General features: G+C 65.0%; 12 protein-coding genes. 1 reads left to right on the plus strand and 11 read right to left on the minus strand.

What is annotated here, in order from left to right:
- Window positions 1-31: 31 nt before the first annotated feature.
- Window positions 32-1,624 carry a hypothetical protein gene (locus F562_RS0100945; protein WP_018155039.1) on the plus strand — a complete coding sequence of 531 codons (1,593 nt, stop codon included), beginning with the start codon at window positions 32-34 and terminating at the stop codon, window positions 1,622-1,624.
- On the opposite strand, the gene F562_RS0100950 is transcribed toward F562_RS0100945, so the two are convergent.
- From F562_RS0100950 to aceB, 11 genes are all read right to left on the minus strand, one after another.
- The gene (locus F562_RS0100950; RefSeq protein WP_018155040.1) at window positions 1,621-3,156 is read right to left on the minus strand and encodes a glycoside hydrolase family 3 N-terminal domain-containing protein; all 1,536 of its coding nucleotides are present in this window, start codon (window positions 3,154-3,156) and stop codon (window positions 1,621-1,623) included. The genes F562_RS0100945 and F562_RS0100950 overlap by 4 nt on opposite strands.
- Entirely contained in the window at window positions 3,157-3,984 is an 828-nt protein-coding gene (locus tag F562_RS0100955; RefSeq protein ID WP_018155041.1) for a carbohydrate ABC transporter permease, read from the minus strand.
- Window positions 3,981-4,877 (minus strand): carbohydrate ABC transporter permease, encoded by an 897-nt coding sequence (locus F562_RS0100960; RefSeq protein ID WP_018155042.1) that lies wholly within the window; start codon window positions 4,875-4,877, stop codon window positions 3,981-3,983. Before F562_RS0100960 ends, F562_RS0100955 begins: the two co-directional genes overlap by 4 nt.
- Window positions 4,878-4,918: 41 nt before the next feature.
- A complete protein-coding gene (locus tag F562_RS0100965; protein WP_026180892.1) occupies window positions 4,919-6,205 on the minus strand; it encodes a sugar ABC transporter substrate-binding protein in 1,287 nt (428 codons plus the stop codon).
- A 161-nt stretch (window positions 6,206-6,366) separates the two neighbouring features.
- Complete coding sequence (locus F562_RS0100970; protein WP_018155044.1) at window positions 6,367-7,602, minus strand: acyl-CoA dehydrogenase family protein; 1,236 nt, start codon at window positions 7,600-7,602, stop codon at window positions 6,367-6,369.
- Window positions 7,599-8,930 (minus strand): acyl-CoA dehydrogenase family protein, encoded by a 1,332-nt coding sequence (locus F562_RS0100975; RefSeq protein WP_018155045.1) that lies wholly within the window; start codon window positions 8,928-8,930, stop codon window positions 7,599-7,601. Before F562_RS0100975 ends, F562_RS0100970 begins: the two co-directional genes overlap by 4 nt.
- A 97-nt stretch (window positions 8,931-9,027) precedes the next feature.
- Entirely contained in the window at window positions 9,028-9,756 is a 729-nt protein-coding gene (locus F562_RS0100980) for an IclR family transcriptional regulator (protein ID WP_018155046.1), read from the minus strand.
- Window positions 9,757-9,785: 29 nt separating this feature from the next.
- Window positions 9,786-11,129, minus strand: a complete 1,344-nt coding sequence (locus tag F562_RS0100985; RefSeq protein WP_018155047.1) for a (Fe-S)-binding protein — start codon at window positions 11,127-11,129, stop codon at window positions 9,786-9,788.
- A complete protein-coding gene (locus F562_RS0100990; protein ID WP_018155048.1) occupies window positions 11,129-12,316 on the minus strand; it encodes an FAD-binding oxidoreductase in 1,188 nt (395 codons plus the stop codon). The genes F562_RS0100985 and F562_RS0100990 overlap by 1 nt, the downstream gene beginning before the upstream one ends.
- On the minus strand, window positions 12,316-13,827 hold the full coding sequence (locus F562_RS0100995) for an FAD-linked oxidase C-terminal domain-containing protein (protein WP_018155049.1): 1,512 nt from the start codon (window positions 13,825-13,827) through the stop codon (window positions 12,316-12,318). Before F562_RS0100995 ends, F562_RS0100990 begins: the two co-directional genes overlap by 1 nt.
- Before the next feature lie 58 nt (window positions 13,828-13,885).
- The gene (aceB, locus tag F562_RS0101000) at window positions 13,886-15,478 is read right to left on the minus strand and encodes a malate synthase A (RefSeq protein WP_018155050.1); all 1,593 of its coding nucleotides are present in this window, start codon (window positions 15,476-15,478) and stop codon (window positions 13,886-13,888) included.
- Between the last annotated feature and the right edge of the window lie 33 nt (window positions 15,479-15,511).

Raw genomic sequence — 15,511 nt, forward strand, 5'->3', positions numbered from 1 at the left:
ATGTTGTGGAGATGACGAACGGGAGAATCCGATGATTGGCTGGACGAGCACGGCGTCACGGTGGCAGGCGATGGCGCTGGTAGGCGTCTTGGTGGCAGGTCTCGCACCAGCGGGTGCGGCACTGGCTGGACAAGGCCCGCCGTGCGGCGACAGAGCCAGGGGGCTCGACATCGATGGCGGGGGTACGGACATCGTGCTTGGCTTTCCGTCGTGGGACATCACTTCCGAGGGCGAGACGATGCAGGAGGCGGGCATGATTGCGGTCCTGTCGAACGTGGTCGTCAATGGCGCGATCCAACCGCCTACCGCCACGACCTACTACACCGCCGCAGATTTCGGTATTCCGGTTCAGACCCGGGCCAAATTCGGTTCTTCGGTGGTCGGGTTCTCGCCGAGCGAGCCAGATTTCGAAGGCTGCGGCCACCTCTTAGTGGGCGCGCCCGGTCAGGACGTCAACGGGGTCTCGGAGGCGGGGGAAGTTCACCTGCTCGATGGTTGGGCTGATGGGTCTCTCAGCCACGCGTGGAGCCTTGACCAGAGCGACCTTCCTGAGAGCGCCGGCCCACCTCAGCCGAGCGTACGGTTCGGCACGCGCCTCGGCGCCGCGAGCATTCACCAGGTTGCCGTGGGCGCTCCCGGTTGGGACTCCAGAATGGGGGATGAGGGTGGCATCGCAACGATCGCCATTAATGACAAAGAGGGAACCGGCCATGTGTCGCACTGGCTTCCAGGACAATACGGCGGAGACGATCTCGGCGGCGGGCCGTTGGTGTGGGCCGAGGCTGATAAGGGGGCCACGTTGGCGGCCGGAGCCCCACTCGCTAATCCAGAGGGGGCCCTGGACGCCGGAGCGGTCGCGTTCACCACGTTCACCGACGGCACGCCCACCACGACCTGGCTTAGCCAGGATTCTCCCGGCGCGGCTGGGACCGCCGAAACTCGCGACAATTTTGGGGCCTCGATCGCGACAACCAAGGACGGCGACGGCCGAGAGGTCTGGCTCATTGGCGCGCCAGGGGAGGACATCGGATCCACGCAGAGCGCGGGCATGGTCGGTGTTGCCCGAGGTGGCGCAAGCAGCGGCCCTGGGACGCCGCCAGTCATGACCGAGGACTATCTGACCCAGAGCACCCCTCGAATCGCTGGTACGCCCGAGACCCCGGACAGTTTCGGTGCCGCTCTAGCGCTGGGCAGAATGAATCCGGGATCCAGGGGCGAGCACTTGGCTGTTGGCGCTAGTAGTGAGGCAATCGGTGCCGTGAACGGGGTCGGAGTGGTTTCGGTCAACTCGGTTTCCGTCTCCAATGGCAGCGTCAAACCCACCGCCACGGTCGCGCGCGTCTGGCACCAGGGCAGCCCTGGGGTGCCCGGAACTCTGGAGGCCGGCGACAACTTCGGTGCAACCGTCATTGCCCAACCCGTATGGGTCAAAGGTCAGTTGCGCCACCTCGGTGTGGTGACCTCACCGAGCGACGATATCGGGGAATTCGTGAATGCGGGCCGAGCGACCGCCGGGTGGTTCGGCGATGCTGGACCCAAAGTGGACCTGATTCCGAGTCAACTCCAGAACTTTGCAGGCACCGACATGGTGGTCGCTACCTACCCTGCCCGCACCACCGGTTAGCGGAGGATCGCTCCGGGTGAGTCAGTCAGCAGGCGAGCGACCGCCTGCGCGGTCGGAAGGTCCTCGCCAACGGTCAGGATGGTGTTCTTGGCTGGCGTGAGGGCTGAGGTGTCGGTCGCCCATCCCGTGCAGATCACCGTCACGTCCGGATTGGTCGCGAGAATCCTTCGGAGAGCGTCAGATTCATGCTCGTCCAGCCATGGTGAGCCCGTCAGGACGATGTCTGCATGGGCGGGAAGAGCAGCCTTCCCCGATCCGGATGTCCCGGCGTGACCTTCAGCGGTGGATCGAATTTCGAAGGCAGTGACGGCGTCGGACCCGGGCAGGGCCGCCAGGATGGCATCGACAATGAGTCCGCGGTTCGCGCCCGCCGCCACGTTGCGGTGACGGCGGATATCCACCACGGTGACCGGCGCGGCATCGCGTTGGCGTACGTCACCGCTCACCCGCAGGGCACTCTCGGCGACCGCTGAATCGGCTGCTGCGGAACTGGCCTCCGGGTTGGCGGCCGCGTACCGGGAACGTGCTTGCGCGACAAGGCGATCCACCCGTGCTGCGGCATCCCGCAGGCGGTCGAGCGGCAGCCGTCCGTCCGCGACAGCTGCCAGGACCGCGTCGCGAACTTCGCGGAATATCTGTGCGTCTCCGCCCACAGACTTGTTGAGAACCGGATTGCCTAGTGCGACGAGGTCGACACCGGCAACAAGCGCCTGGACCGAGCCTTCAGCGAGCCCGACAGTGTCGACCATGGCGCGCATGTCCATCGCGTCGGAGGTGATGAGGCCGTCGAAGCCCAGCTCTTCCCGGAGAAAGGTCAGTACGGTTCGGCTGGTGGTGGCGGGTCGGTCGTCAAGCGCGGCAAACACGATGTGCGCCGTCATGATGACGTCGACCTCCGCGGCGATTGCTGCCGTGAATGGCAGCAGGTCGCGTGAGCGCAAGGTAGCCAGGTCGGCGTCGATGTGTGGGAGGCCCACGTGCGAGTCAACGCTGGTGTCGCCGTGTCCGGGAAAATGCTTGGCACAGCTCAAGATTCCGACTGAGTGGAGTCCTTCGATGTAGGCACCCACATGCGCGCCAACTCGTTCTGTGTCGGTGCCGAATGCTCGAACCCCGATGACCGGGTTGTGCGGATTGCTCGTGACGTCGGCGACCGGCGCGAGGTTGAGGTCGACCCCGACTTCGCGCAGGTCGTTCCCGATCGCTGAGGCAACCGCGCGGGTGAGGCGAACATCGTCCGCCCGACCCAGCGCGGCTGCACCGACGTGTCGAGAACCCGGCGTCGTCGACATCGTGCTGAGCCGGGACACGATCCCGCCTTCCTCGTCCATGGACACGACGAGGTCACCGAGATCGTGCACCGTGTCTGTCAGTTCGCGCAGTTGGTGAACCGAGTCGACGTTGTGCCCAAAGAGACAGACCCCACCGAGCCCGTGTGCTGCAGCCTCCCGAAGCCATTCGGGCGCAGTTTCGCCAGCGAAACCGGGCATGAGCACCCGGTGGACCAGTCGGCGTACGGACTGGTCGGTCACCTACTTCACCGCTCCCTGGACCAGGCCCGCTCCCAGGCGGCGCTGCGCGAGGACGAAGACCACCATGACCGGGAGGGTTACCAGCGAGGAGGCGGCCATGAGTCCGCCCCAGTCGTTGGTGTTCTGACCGAAGAACCGGAAGAGACCGATGCCGACGGTCATGGTCGGTTCGTTCGTGATGAACGTTCGAGCGAAGGTGAACTCCTCCCACGCCATGACGAACGAGAAGGCGCTCGTGGCGATGAGGCCGGGCACCACCAGCGGGAACAGGACGTGACGGAACATCTGCCACCAACCGCACCCGTCGAGATAGGCAGCCTCCTCGAGTTCCTGGGGTACGGCCGCGACGAACCCACGAAGGTTCCAGATCGCAAACGGCAAGGAGAACGCGACGTAGACCAGGATCAAACCGAAGAGGGAGTTGAGCATCTGCAGGTCCTTCATCTGAAGGAACAGCGGAATCAGCAGAGCCTCTGCCGGGAGCATCTGCACGACCAAGATCATGATCAAGACCGTTGTCCGGAAACGAAATTGGAACCGTGCCATCGCCACCGCTCCAAGCAGCGCAATGCCGCACGAAAACAGGACGGTGACCACCGTGACGATCGCCGAATTCATCATGAAGCGACCGAAATTGCCGTCACCGAGCGCTCGCGAGAAGTTGTCGAAGGTCAGGTTCTTTGGCAACAACGCGTCGGTTCCCGAGGTTGCCTGACCATTGAAGGCGGTCGTGAGCATGAAATAGATCGGGAACAGAGTGAACGCGACGAGAACGACGGTGGCACACCAGATCCCTACGCGACCAAGGGGAGATGTCCGATGGATCATCGCAGCTCATCCTCTCGGAACAGGGCTCTGACGTAGATCAGGGTGATGAGCAACAGCAGGACGGTGAGGAGCACCGCGATAGCGGAGCCAAGGCCGTAGTTGGTCTTGGCCATCGCCGTGATGTACGACCAGACCCCGAGGTTGAAGATGTCCGGATTACCGCCGTCGCCGCCGGGCATCAAGTAGATCTGGGCGAACACCTTGAAATCCCAGATCGTCGACAGAATCGTGACGACCGCAAAGACCGGGCGCATGATCGGCACGGTGATTGACCAGAACCGGCGCCAGCCACTTGCACCGTCGAGCATGGCAGCTTCATGAAGCTCGTCAGGCACGGTCGCCAGCCCGGCGAAAATCGTGATTGCCACAAAGGGATAGGAGTGGTGGATGACGTTGGTGACCGCGATCGCATAGAACGACAAGCGTTCGGTGAACCAGTTGTAACCCTCTGGGCCGATGAGCCCGATGCCCTCCAGCGCAGTCCGCATGACCCCCGCATCTGGATCAAAGATCCAGACCCAGATGTAGGTTCCCGTGACTGCCGGAAGGGCCCAGGCCAGCAGGGCGCTCCCGATGACGATCGCGCGTCCGACCGTGCCGAGCCGCTGGAGCAAAAGGGCGACGAGCGTACCGAGCACGATCGTTCCGACGACTGCAACAAACGCGAAGACCAGCGTGTTGGGAAAGACGACCTTCCACAGGTAGTCCCCGCCCAGGATCTCGCGGAAATTGTCCAGGCCGATGAACCGCGGTTTGCCAGCGATGACCTCCTCGAGGCCATACGCCTGGAAGGCCAAGTAGGTGACCCGGATGATGGGCCACAGCAGCAGGGCCGCGATGACCGTGAGCGGTGCGGCAAGCAGCAGCCACGGCCGTCGACGTGAGACCGGCATGGGGGAATGAACTCCTGGGTTCGGGCGGGCCGGGACTACGTCTACTTGGCGTTCAACGTGGTGGTGATTTCCTTGGACGCTGTGCCGGTGGCCTTGTCGACCGGGGTGCCGGTGAGGGTCGACTGCAGCATCTTGGTGATCGTCTTGTCGCTTTCCACCTTGCCCCACGCGGGAGCATTCGGAACGTTCTTGCCTGCCTCCATCATGGCCTTGGCGAACGGGCTGACCAGCGGGTCCTTGCTGTTCACGAACGGCTTCATTCCGGACTTGGTGCTTGGGAAGTATCCGGTCTGGGAGGCCCACTTCTTGGCAAGTTCGCCCGTCGTGAGCAGTTGAACCAACTGCCACGCGGCGTCCGGCTTCTTGGAGGTCTTCAGCACGGCGAGGTTGGAGCCGCCAAGGAAGGTCGGAGCCATTCCGCTGTCCTTGCCGGGCACCGGCATGGCCCCGATCTTGCCCTTAAGGCTGGGGTTCTGCTCGAGCGCGGTCTTCGGCGTCCAGTTGCCTTGGATCACCATGGCGGCTTTGCCTTGAGCGAAGGAGTCCAGCAGTTGGGTCTCCTTCCAGGTGGAGGCGCCCGTGCTGGACGAGCCGTGCTTGGTCGCCAATTCGGTGTAGAACTTCAGGCCCTCCTGGGACTTCGGCGAATCGAGGGTGCCCTTCCAAGCGCCGCCGCTTTCTTCGGCAAAGCCTCCGCCCGCACCCCAGATGAACGGCGCCGCGGCGTACGAACTGGCACCGGCAATGGGCATCGGGAGCATCTTGGGCTCTTTGGCCTTCAGCGTCTTGACGGCCTGCTGCAACTCGGCCCAGTTCTTGGGCGCGGTGATCTTGTGCTTGGCGAAGACATCCTTGCGGTAGACGATGCCGCGGGTTCCGGCGTACCAGCCGACGCCGTACTGCTTGTTCTCGTGGGTCGCTGAATCCTTCAGCGCGGGCAGCAGGTCGTCGCCCAACTTGCTCTTGTTGATCTTGTCGGTGAGGTCGGTCAATCCACCAGCAGCGGCAAACTCTGGCGTCCACGTGGTGCCGATCTCGGAGACATCGGGACCATCCCCGCCGGCGAAGGCGCGCACCAGGCGGTCGTGGGCATCAGCCCACTCGACCTCGCTCACCGTCAGCGTGCCGCCAGTCTTCTTCTTGTAGGCCGCTTTGACATCGTCGTAGAAGGTTTTGGCGTTGGCGTTGGTTCCCTTCATCACCCACCAGGTGATGTCCTTGTCGCCACCGCCTTCGGAACCGCCCGTGGTGCCATCGTCTCCGCACCCTGCAAGCAGAATTCCCGCGGCCGCAACGGCGGCAATCCCTGACATCCGTGTCGAGCGCATCCCGGTCTCCCTCTTCCATGGTCGCGGGCGACGCCGCGAATGATCGATCCTCACATAGATGAGGACAGTCATGAAAATAGTTTCCACAGGGAGGGAGCGCAACGGACTCGCCCGAACTGGTGCCAGAAAATGATCTCTAGGACGGGCGAGCGCGGGTTGGTCTAGCGCAACTGTGCCGAGGTGAGTCCCAGGAGGCGGCGCGCGATGACGAGCAACTGGATCTGCTGGGTGCCCTCGAAGATGTCGAGAATCTTAGAATCGCGAGCCCACTTCTCCAGCAACTCGGTCTCGGCGTAGCCGGTGGCCCCGGTGAGTTCGACACACGCCAGGGCGACCTGCACGCAGGTCCGCCCGGCACGCGCCTTGGCCATGGAGGCTTCCATGGAGTTCGGCCGCCCGTTGTCGGCCATCCACGCGGCGCGCAAGGTCAGTAGGTATGCCGCCTCAAACTCCGCTTCCAACTGCAGGAGGCGTACGGCAGCGTGCGACTGGCGAGCTGGCGCCGCGTCGACGTCGACGGTGACACCCGCATCGGCGAGGAGTTCGGTGGTGGTGTCGAGGCAGGCGCGCGCAAGCCCGCAGGCCATGGCCGCGACGAGCGGACGCGTGTTGTCGAAGGTCTGCATCGCCCCGCCGAAGCCGCCCTCAGTGCGGATCTCTGGGTCGCCGAGTAGGTCATCGGCAGGGACGCGGCAGTCCTCCAGGTGAAAGGCCGCGGTGTCGCTGGCACGGATGCCGAGCTTGTGCTCCAGGCGAACCAGCTTGAGGCCCGGATTGCTGCGTTCGACCACGAAGCTCTTGATCGCGCGCTTGCCTTGCGCCGGGTCGAGCGTCGCCCACACCACGACGAGGTCGGCACGCTCACCCGAGGTGACGAAGATCTTCTCGCCGTTGAGGACATACTCATCGCCGTCGAGCACAGCCGTGGTGCGGATTGCGCCTGAGTCGGAGCCCGTGTCGGGCTCGGTGATGGCCATCGCGGCCCACCGCCCCGCATAGCGCTCCTTCTGGGCGGTGTTGGCGACAGCGGCAATCGCGGCATTGCCGAGGCCCTGACGCGGAAGGCTCAACGTCAGTCCGACATCGCCGCGGCATGTCTGCATGACCGAAAGGACCGAGGCCATATTGGTGCCGTTGCGATTACCGGGGCGGTCATTGCTGTCCTCGGCGCGGGGCTCCGCGGACTGGGCGCGGGTGGAGCCAGCCGCCCCCGCACCCTGGCTGGAGCCGGAGTCCGAGAAGCCATCGATGAGCGCCGAGACAAGGTCCAACTCAGCCGGATAGGAGTGCTCTGCGAGGTCATACTTGCGACTCACTGGCCGGAAGACCTCGTCGGCCAGGGACGCGGCCTGCGTCACCAAGGGTGCCAAGCGCTTGGGAATCTCAAGGTCAATCACACCAACAGCCCACCTTCAAGAATGCCGGTGGCGCGCAGATCGCGGAACCACCGCTCGTTGTCGAATTCTTTGACGAAGCCATGGCCGCCCAGGAGTTGGACGCCATCTGAACCGATCTGTGCGCCCTGCGTCGCCGCCAGGTGGCGTGCGTGCGCAATCTGTGCGCCGGCGTCACCGCCGGCATCAAGCAAGGCTGCTGCCCGCCACACGACCAACCGGAGCGCGTCCAGTTCGGTCGCGATATTGGCCACCGTGAAGGCCACGGCCTGGCGGTGCGCGATGGGCTCCCCAAAGGCCTGGCGTTCCACGACGTAGGTCTTGACCTGATCGAGGACGGCTTGCCCGACGCCCACGGCCGCAGCGGCCCAGGCGAGGCGGGCGCGGCGTACGACCTGGCGGTGGTCGTCGGTGGTGCCAAGGATCTGTGCCTGGCTGATTCGTACGTTCTGCAAGTGAAGTCGACCAGTTGCTGCCGCCCGAAGGCCCATCGCTGGGTCGTCGGCTACTTCAAGGCCAGGCGTGCCTGACTCGACGATGACGAGTCGGGGCTCGCCGTCGAGCATTGCCGAGACGATGAACACCTGGGCTGTCGCGGCGACCGGGACCAGGGATTTCACTCCGTTTACGATCAATTCGTCACCCTCGCGGGTGGCGGTGGTCTGTGCCTCAAGCGGGTCGAAGAGGGGCTGCGGCTCCATGAGTGCCAGCGCGCCGATGGCCGAGTCGGTTTCGGCGACGAGCGGGGGCAGGTAGGTCTGCTGCTGCTCGGCAGTGCCGTAATCCGCGAGCGCGGTCGCGACGCTTCCGCTGGTCAGGATCGAGGTTGCCAGACCCAGATCTCCGCGGGCCAACTCCTCAAGCACCAGGACGGCCGCGGTGGTGGAGCGTTCCTCGGCGACGCCGCCGAGATCGGCTGGCACGCCGAGCGATCCGAGGCCTAGTTCTTGGGCTTGCTCGCGGATGGCGTCGGGCACCGAGCGATCGCTATCGGCTTTGGCGCCTGCGGGACGCAGCACCTCATCGGCGAATTCGCGCGCGACACCGCGCATCATGTCCTGATCTTCGGTGGGCGTCAGGTCGAAGGCTCGGCGAGGGCGGGATGGTCCGGTCCGGATCGGCGCCCCACTGCCAGAGCGGCGGGCGAATGCTGTGGTCGCGGCAGTCTGGACTCGGAATCCGTTCCGAGCGCCCCGGTAGAGCACGCGTTCGATGCGGCGGCGCACGGCAGGATTTTGCAGTGCACCGAGTCCGCCGGCCCGGGTGACAAGTCGCAGCCCGAGCGCTTGGCCGCGGTCAGCCACATTGGGCTTACGTCCGGCGTTGGTCATCGTCGCCTCTCCATGCCTATACGTCGTGAGCGGTCAGCTTCTCGATACCCAAGGTATCAGTAACTTTCGGTATCGGATACTTAACCGGCGAAGACGTTTAGCGAGTGAGGGCGTGGGCAAAGTCTCTTGCTGCAGTGCGTACGGCGGGAGCAACCTCGACCAGATCAGTCTTCGAGAACCGCTCAGAGGGGCCGGAGACGGAGATCGCCACCCGTAATGGTCCTGGCGAAGGCACCGCCGCCGCGATGCACCGCACGCCGAGTTCGCGTTCTTGCTCGTCCACGGAATAGCCAACGGAGTGAATGTGGTCAAGCTCGCGTACGAGGTGCTCTGGGGTGGTGATGGTGTAGGGCGTCGCGGGGTTGAGCGAACCTTGGGGCAGGAGCCTCAACGCATGATCGCGTCCGAGTTGTGCCAGAACAGCCTTGCCAACTGCTGTGTTGTGCAAGGGAACTCGGCGCCCAACCTCCGCAAAGATTCGGAGCGAATGCGGCGATGGGCTTTGGGCGATGTAGACCATCTCGTGGCCTTGAAGGATCGCGAGATTGGACGACTCACCGGTGAGGGCGGTCAGGCGCGCGAGGTACGGCCGCCCAAGGGCCGCGAGAGACTGCTCGCCTGCATCGGAGAGGCCGAGGGCTGCGGCGCCGACCGCATACTTGCGTTCAGGGTCCTGACGTACGTAGTCGCGCTCGGTCAGTGTGGCGAGGATGCGGTGCACCGTTCCGAGGGGGAGGCCGGTGGCTCGAACGAGTTCACTGACGCCCATCGGGCCACCTTCGCTGAGCGCCTCGAGGAGGTCGAGCGCACGGTCGACCGATTGCACGCCCCCGCGCCGAGGAGTCCCGGAGTCATTCACGGCGCCGCGCTGAGTAGTTCTTCGACTGGGAGCCCGCGTTGCGAAGCATCAAGCACGACGGCGGTATGCGCCATCGCGATAGGCGTGGCATCCCGCTCCATCGCCTGGGCAATTTGCATCAGGCATCCGGGGTTCGCGGTGATCAGCAATTCGGCGCCCGTGGATCGAATGTTGCGCAGCTTGCGATCGCCGAGTTCGGCGGCGGGCTTGGGGTTGAGGATGTTGTAGACCCCGGCCGATCCACAGCACAGCGAGCCTTCGGGAATCTCTTTCACGGTCAGCCCCGGTATGCCTCGGAGAAGGTCACGGGGCTGAGTGCGGATGCCCTGGGCGTGGCCCAAATGGCAGGCATCGTGGTATGCCGCCGTCGCCTGAAGCGGGTGGTAGGTGGCGCGTGGTCCCAAGTCGACGAGGATCTCCGACAGGTCCCGCACCTTGGCGGTGAAAGCGCTCACCCGGCTGGGGTCGATGCCTCCCGGCAGGTCGGCATCCTCAGCGAGTAAGAAGTCGTATTCCTTCATCGCTGATCCGCAGCCAGCCGCATTCACCACGATGTAATCGACCTGGAACTGCTCGAATGTCTCGATCGTGGAGCGCGCAAAATCCTGCGCTTCAGGCTCGCGTCCGCTGTGCCCGGACAGCGCGCCACAACATCCTTGGGCCGAAGGCACTAAGACCTCGCATCCTTCTGCCGCGAGCACACGTGCGGTGGCCGCATTCACGCCGGAAAAGAACTCGCGTTGGACGCACCCAGTGAGGATGGCGACGGTGGCCCGCTTCGTGCCGGTCGCGGGGATGCGCTCGGGCAGTGGTTCACGTGGCCCGAGCTGTGGCGTCAGGCGTTGCATTGCCGCTAACTGGGGTGAAATGCGTTGCAGGAGAGTGGAGTTGCGTAGCGCCTTCTCGATGCCGAGTCGCTGCGCAAGACGCAGCGGCCCGCGGAGAGCGCGTAGCCGCGAGGGATAGGGAAAGAGGCTAAAGATCGCGCTCCGCAGGGCACGCTCCGAGCGGGGGCGGGTGTGACGGCGCTCGACCTGGGCGCGCGTCTGTTCGATCAGGCGGTCGTATTGCACACCCGAGGGGCAGGAAGTCACACACGCCATGCATCCCAGGCAGGCGTCGAAGTGGCCGACCATTTCTTCGCTGAGCGGTGCGCCTTCAAGTCCGTTCTTCATCAAGTGAATTCGGCCACGCGGCGAGTCCATTTCCTCGCCCCAGAGGGCATACGTCGGGCAGGTGGTGAGGCAGAAGCCGCAATGAACGCAGTCGCTCAGGAGATCACTGCTGGGTGGTCGATGACCGTCGAAGGCCGAAGGTGTCGAAATGTTCTGGCTCGTCATTAGAGTCCTCCCACGAAGCGTCCGGGCGACAGCAAGTGTTGGGGGTCGAAGCGGTTCTTTACCGAACGCATGAGGTCGAGTGCGGGCACTGGTCCCCAGGCGTCAAGGTGATCGGGAGCACCCCGTAGCACGACGGTCGCGCCGCCGGCGGCGGTGGATTCGGCACGGAGTATGTCGACGGCACGGACGATATCGACCGAGTCAGGCACGGCGGCAAAAAGCACTCCTGCACCTGCGCTCCCGCGCACGTGCAGACCGAGATCGACTGCTGTTTGGGCGATTTCAGTCACGGCCGACAGCTGGCTGGTGATCTTCAGAAGTGGCTGCGCATCGGTTCCTGGTAGGCCGAGGTCTCCAATTGGGGACTCCGCGGTGGTGGCACCAAGCGCGGTGGCCATGCGGTCAACGCGAGCGGCGACGCCGACGGAGGTTCCCTCAAGGAGGACGCTGATGGTGGTCTCTCCCGTGGGGTGAGCATCAATCTCCACAGCGGCGGGCACGACTTGGGAGTGCACGGCCTGGTGGACCAGGGATTGAGCGGACCGTGGGCTGGGGGCGGTGGCCCTCAGCCACACGGCGGCTTCGGGGATCGGATGCAATCGAAAGTAGGCGGACGTGACAATCGCGAGCGTCCCGTGAGACCCCACCATCAGCTTGCCGAGGTCATAACCGGCGACATTCTTGACGACCTTGCCCCCTGACTTGGCCATGACTCCATCAGCCCGAACGGTGGAGACGCCGATGACCAGGTCGCGCGCGGTGCCGTACGCCACGCGACGGGGACCGCTGAGGTTGGTCGCGATGAGACCGCCAATGGTCGAGCCGGGGACGACCTCATCGATGGCGAGCCGTTGGCCGGACGCCCGGACGGCCTCCTGGACTCTGGAGAGAGGAGTACCGGCCTCCGCCGAGACAATGAGGTCGCCCGCCTGGTGCTCAAGCACGCGGTCCATCGCGGACAGGTCGAGGATGACGTCACACGCCGTCGGGCGCGGGGCCCAATGGAGCATGGTCGCGGCGGCGCGCGGCACCACCACGAGGTCGTCTTCATACGCGGCGCGCATGAGTGCGGAGACCTGCTCAGGTGACGTCGGTCGGGCCACCAATCGGGCTGGGAGCCCGGCGACGACATCCGACTCCGCGGCATCGCGAACGTCGACGTCGGACAGGGTCGTGAGCGCGAGCATTAGAAGACCTCCGCCTGACCAGCGAGTTGTGCCGGGTGCGGCTCGGTACGTTTGCCGGGCCGCTCGCCGCATAGCCGGGGGGTGGGATAGATCTTGCCGGGGTTGGCAATTCCGGCAGGGTCGAAGGCGCACCGGACCAGTTGCATCGTGTCCAGGTCGTCCGCGGTGAACATCTTGGGCATGTGATGGGCCTTGTCCGACCCCACACCATGTTCGCCGGTGATGGAGCCACCGTGCTCGAGGCAGAGGTCGATGATCGCACCGCTTACCTCTTCGGCGGTGTCGCCCTGGCCCGGAATGGACTCATCGAAAAGCACGAGGGGATGCAGATTGCCGTCACCGGCGTGGAACACGTTGGCGACCCGCACCCCGCGCCGCTCGGCGAGCTCGTTCATTTCTCGCAGCACTGCGGCCAGCGCCGTTCGCGGTATGACGCCGTCTTGGACGATGTAATCCGGGCTAATGCGGCCCACCGCAGCGAAAGCTGACTTGCGTCCGCGCCAGATGGCTGCGCGATCCTCGTCATCGGCGGCAACCCGGATCTCGAAGGAGCCGTGCTCCTGGCACATCTGCTGGACCTGCGCGAACTCGTGCTCCACCTCCTCGCGCGGGCCATCGAGCTCGACCACGAGGACTGCGCCGGCGCCATCGGGATAGCCACATGCCACGGCCGCTTCAGCCGCTTCGATTGCTAACGCGTCCATCATCTCGATCGCGGCCGGAACGATCCCGGCTCCGATAATCGCGGAAGTCGCAGCGCCCGCGTCGTCCGTGCTGCGGAAACCGGCCAGGAGGGTCTGCACGCTTTCGGGCGACCGGGTGAGGCGGACGGTGATTTCGGTGGCGACCCCCAGCGTTCCTTCTGAGCCCACAAAGGTTCCCAACAGGTCGTAGCCGGGCGCGTCGGGAGCTCGCGTGCCAAGAGTGATCGAATCCCCTTGCGGCGTCACCATATTCACGGAGGTCACATGGGTTGTGGTGAAGCCGTACTTCAGGCAGTGCGCGCCCCCAGAATTCTCCGCAACGTTGCCACCGACCGAGCAGATCTGCTGGCTGGACGGGTCCGGAGCGAAGTAATAGCCCCCGGGTCGGGTTGCCTCACTGACTTGAAGATTGATCACCCCTGGATCGACGACGGCGCGCTGGTCGTCGGGTGAGATCTCCCGGATGGTGCGAAGTTGGGAGGTGACGATGAGGACGCCGTCGGCATGGGGGAGTGCGCCACCGGAAAGCCCGGTTCCCGACCCGCGGGCGACGAACGGGACCCGGGCGTCAGAGCAGGCGCGGACCGCCCGTTGAATCATGTCGGCATCCTGAGCGAGGACGACCAGCGCTGGGGTCACCCGATAGAGCAGGAGGCCATCGCATTCGTAGGTGCGCAGCCGGGTTCGGTCGGTGATCAGGGCTCCGGGCGGCAGTTCCCGGGCGAGCCGCGCGCGCACGACATCGACAGAACCGAGGCCGACCTCAGGGACCAAGCGGGCAGAGGCGGGGGTGGACGAGTTCGACATTGGTGGCTCCACGGGTGGGTGGTTGGCCCCGCCGCAGAACGGGGCCAACCACGCGTGCTCAGGGCATCCGGGCGTACGCCGGAACGGTCAGGAAGTCCGCGTAGTTCTCAGCGACGGCAACCTCGAGGAAGGTCGCCTTGGCGTCGTCGTAGTCGGATGGCTCGCCGGGAAGCCCGGCGATGACGTCCTCGACCAGATCCAGAACACGCTGCTTGGTGATCACTTCGCCGTCCTCGGTCTTGACGCCGAGCGTGATCCACTGCCAGATCTGGGAGCGGGAGATCTCGGCGGTCGCGGCGTCCTCCATCAGGTTGTGGATGCCGACGGCACCGCGGCCCTGCAGCCACCAACGCAGGTACTGCAGGCCCACATCGATGTTGGCGCGGAGCCCGGCTGAGGTGACCTTCCCGGGCGTGGACTTGATATCGAGCAACTGGTCAGCGCTGACGCTGACGTCTTCGCGCTTGTTGTCGATCTGGTTGGGGCGCTCGCCCAGCACCTGGGTGAAAGCGTCGCTGCAGGCCTGGACCATGCCGGGGTGAGCGACCCACGATCCGTCGAAGCCGTTGCCGGCCTCACGTGTCTTGTCGGCGTCGAGCTTCTCGTAGGCGTTCTTGTTGACCGCCTCGTCCTTGCTCGGGATGAACGCCGCCATGCCACCGATCGCAGAGGCGCCCCGCTTATGGCAGGTGCGCACCAGGAGTTCGGTGTAGGCGCGCATGAAGGGCACCGTCATCGTCACGGCAGCACGGTCGGGCAGGACATAGTCCTCACCTCGCGTGCGGTAGGTCTTGATGGCGCTGAAGATGTAGTCCCAACGGCCGGCGTTGAGGCCCGAGGAGTGCTCGCGCAGTTCGTACAGGATCTCTTCCATCTCGAAGGCCGCCGGGAGCGTCTCGATCAGGCAGGTCGCCCGGATCGTGCCGCGCGCAATGCCGACGTGTTCCTGGCCGGTCACGAACGCATCGTTCCACAGGCGCGCCTCGAGGTGGCTCTCCATCTTGGGGAGATAGAAGTAGGGGCCCTTGCCCGCGTCGATCTGCTTCTGGCCGCACGCCACGAGGTAGAGCGCAAAGTCCACCAGCGAGCCCGAGGTCTGCTCGCCATCGACAGTGATGTGCTTTTCGGGAAGGTGCCAGCCGCGCGGACGTACGATGATTGTGGGCCGCTGCTCGAACGGGACCGGCGTGTATTCCTTGCCCTCGGGGCTGGTGAACTCCAAGGTTCCGTCGAGGGAGTCCATGAGATTCAGGGGTCCGGTAACCACGTTGCCCCACAGCGGGGTGTTGGCGTCCTCTTGGTCGGCGAGCCAGGCCTTGGCGCCGGAGTTCAGCGCATTGATCACCATCTTGCGGTCCGTGGGGCCGGTCATCTCAACGCGGCGATCCTCCAGGCCCGGGGCGAGCGGCGCGACCTGCCAGGAGTCGTCCGCACGGATCTGCTGGGTCTCCTCCAGGAAACCCAGGTCGACGCCATCGGCAACCTGCTGCACGCGCTCAGCGCGCTTGGCGAGCAGTTCGAGCCGCCGCGGGTTGAGTTCGCGATGAAGCTTGGCGATGAGTTCCAATGCCGTTGGCGACAGGATCTCGTCGTAGCGTTCCTCGACCGGGCCGGTGATCTCGACTCCGTCAGGCGTGGTGAGAGCAGGCATACAGACCTCCACAGTTTCCGAATGATGGAAAGA

This window comes from Demetria terragena DSM 11295 (genome assembly GCF_000376825.1).
Taxonomy (GTDB): Bacteria; Actinomycetota; Actinomycetes; order Actinomycetales; family Dermatophilaceae; genus Demetria; species Demetria terragena.

Bases quoted from the DNA above. Each gene is read 5' to 3' on its own strand.
- F562_RS0100945 (WP_018155039.1), top strand. From the start codon at position 32: ATGATTGGCTGGACGAGCACGGCGTCACGGTGGCAGGCGATGGCGCTG.
- F562_RS0100955 (WP_018155041.1), bottom strand. From the start codon at position 3,984: ATGATCCATCGGACATCTCCCCTTGGTCGCGTAGGGATCTGGTGTGCC.
- F562_RS0100960 (WP_018155042.1), bottom strand. From the start codon at position 4,877: ATGCCGGTCTCACGTCGACGGCCGTGGCTGCTGCTTGCCGCACCGCTC.
- F562_RS0100965 (WP_026180892.1), bottom strand. From the start codon at position 6,205: ATGCGCTCGACACGGATGTCAGGGATTGCCGCCGTTGCGGCCGCGGGA.
- F562_RS0100975 (WP_018155045.1), bottom strand. From the start codon at position 8,930: ATGACCAACGCCGGACGTAAGCCCAATGTGGCTGACCGCGGCCAAGCG.
- F562_RS0100985 (WP_018155047.1), bottom strand. From the start codon at position 11,129: ATGACGAGCCAGAACATTTCGACACCTTCGGCCTTCGACGGTCATCGA.
- F562_RS0100990 (WP_018155048.1), bottom strand. From the start codon at position 12,316: ATGCTCGCGCTCACGACCCTGTCCGACGTCGACGTTCGCGATGCCGCG.
- F562_RS0100995 (WP_018155049.1), bottom strand. From the start codon at position 13,827: ATGTCGAACTCGTCCACCCCCGCCTCTGCCCGCTTGGTCCCTGAGGTC.
- aceB (WP_018155050.1), bottom strand. From the start codon at position 15,478: ATGCCTGCTCTCACCACGCCTGACGGAGTCGAGATCACCGGCCCGGTC.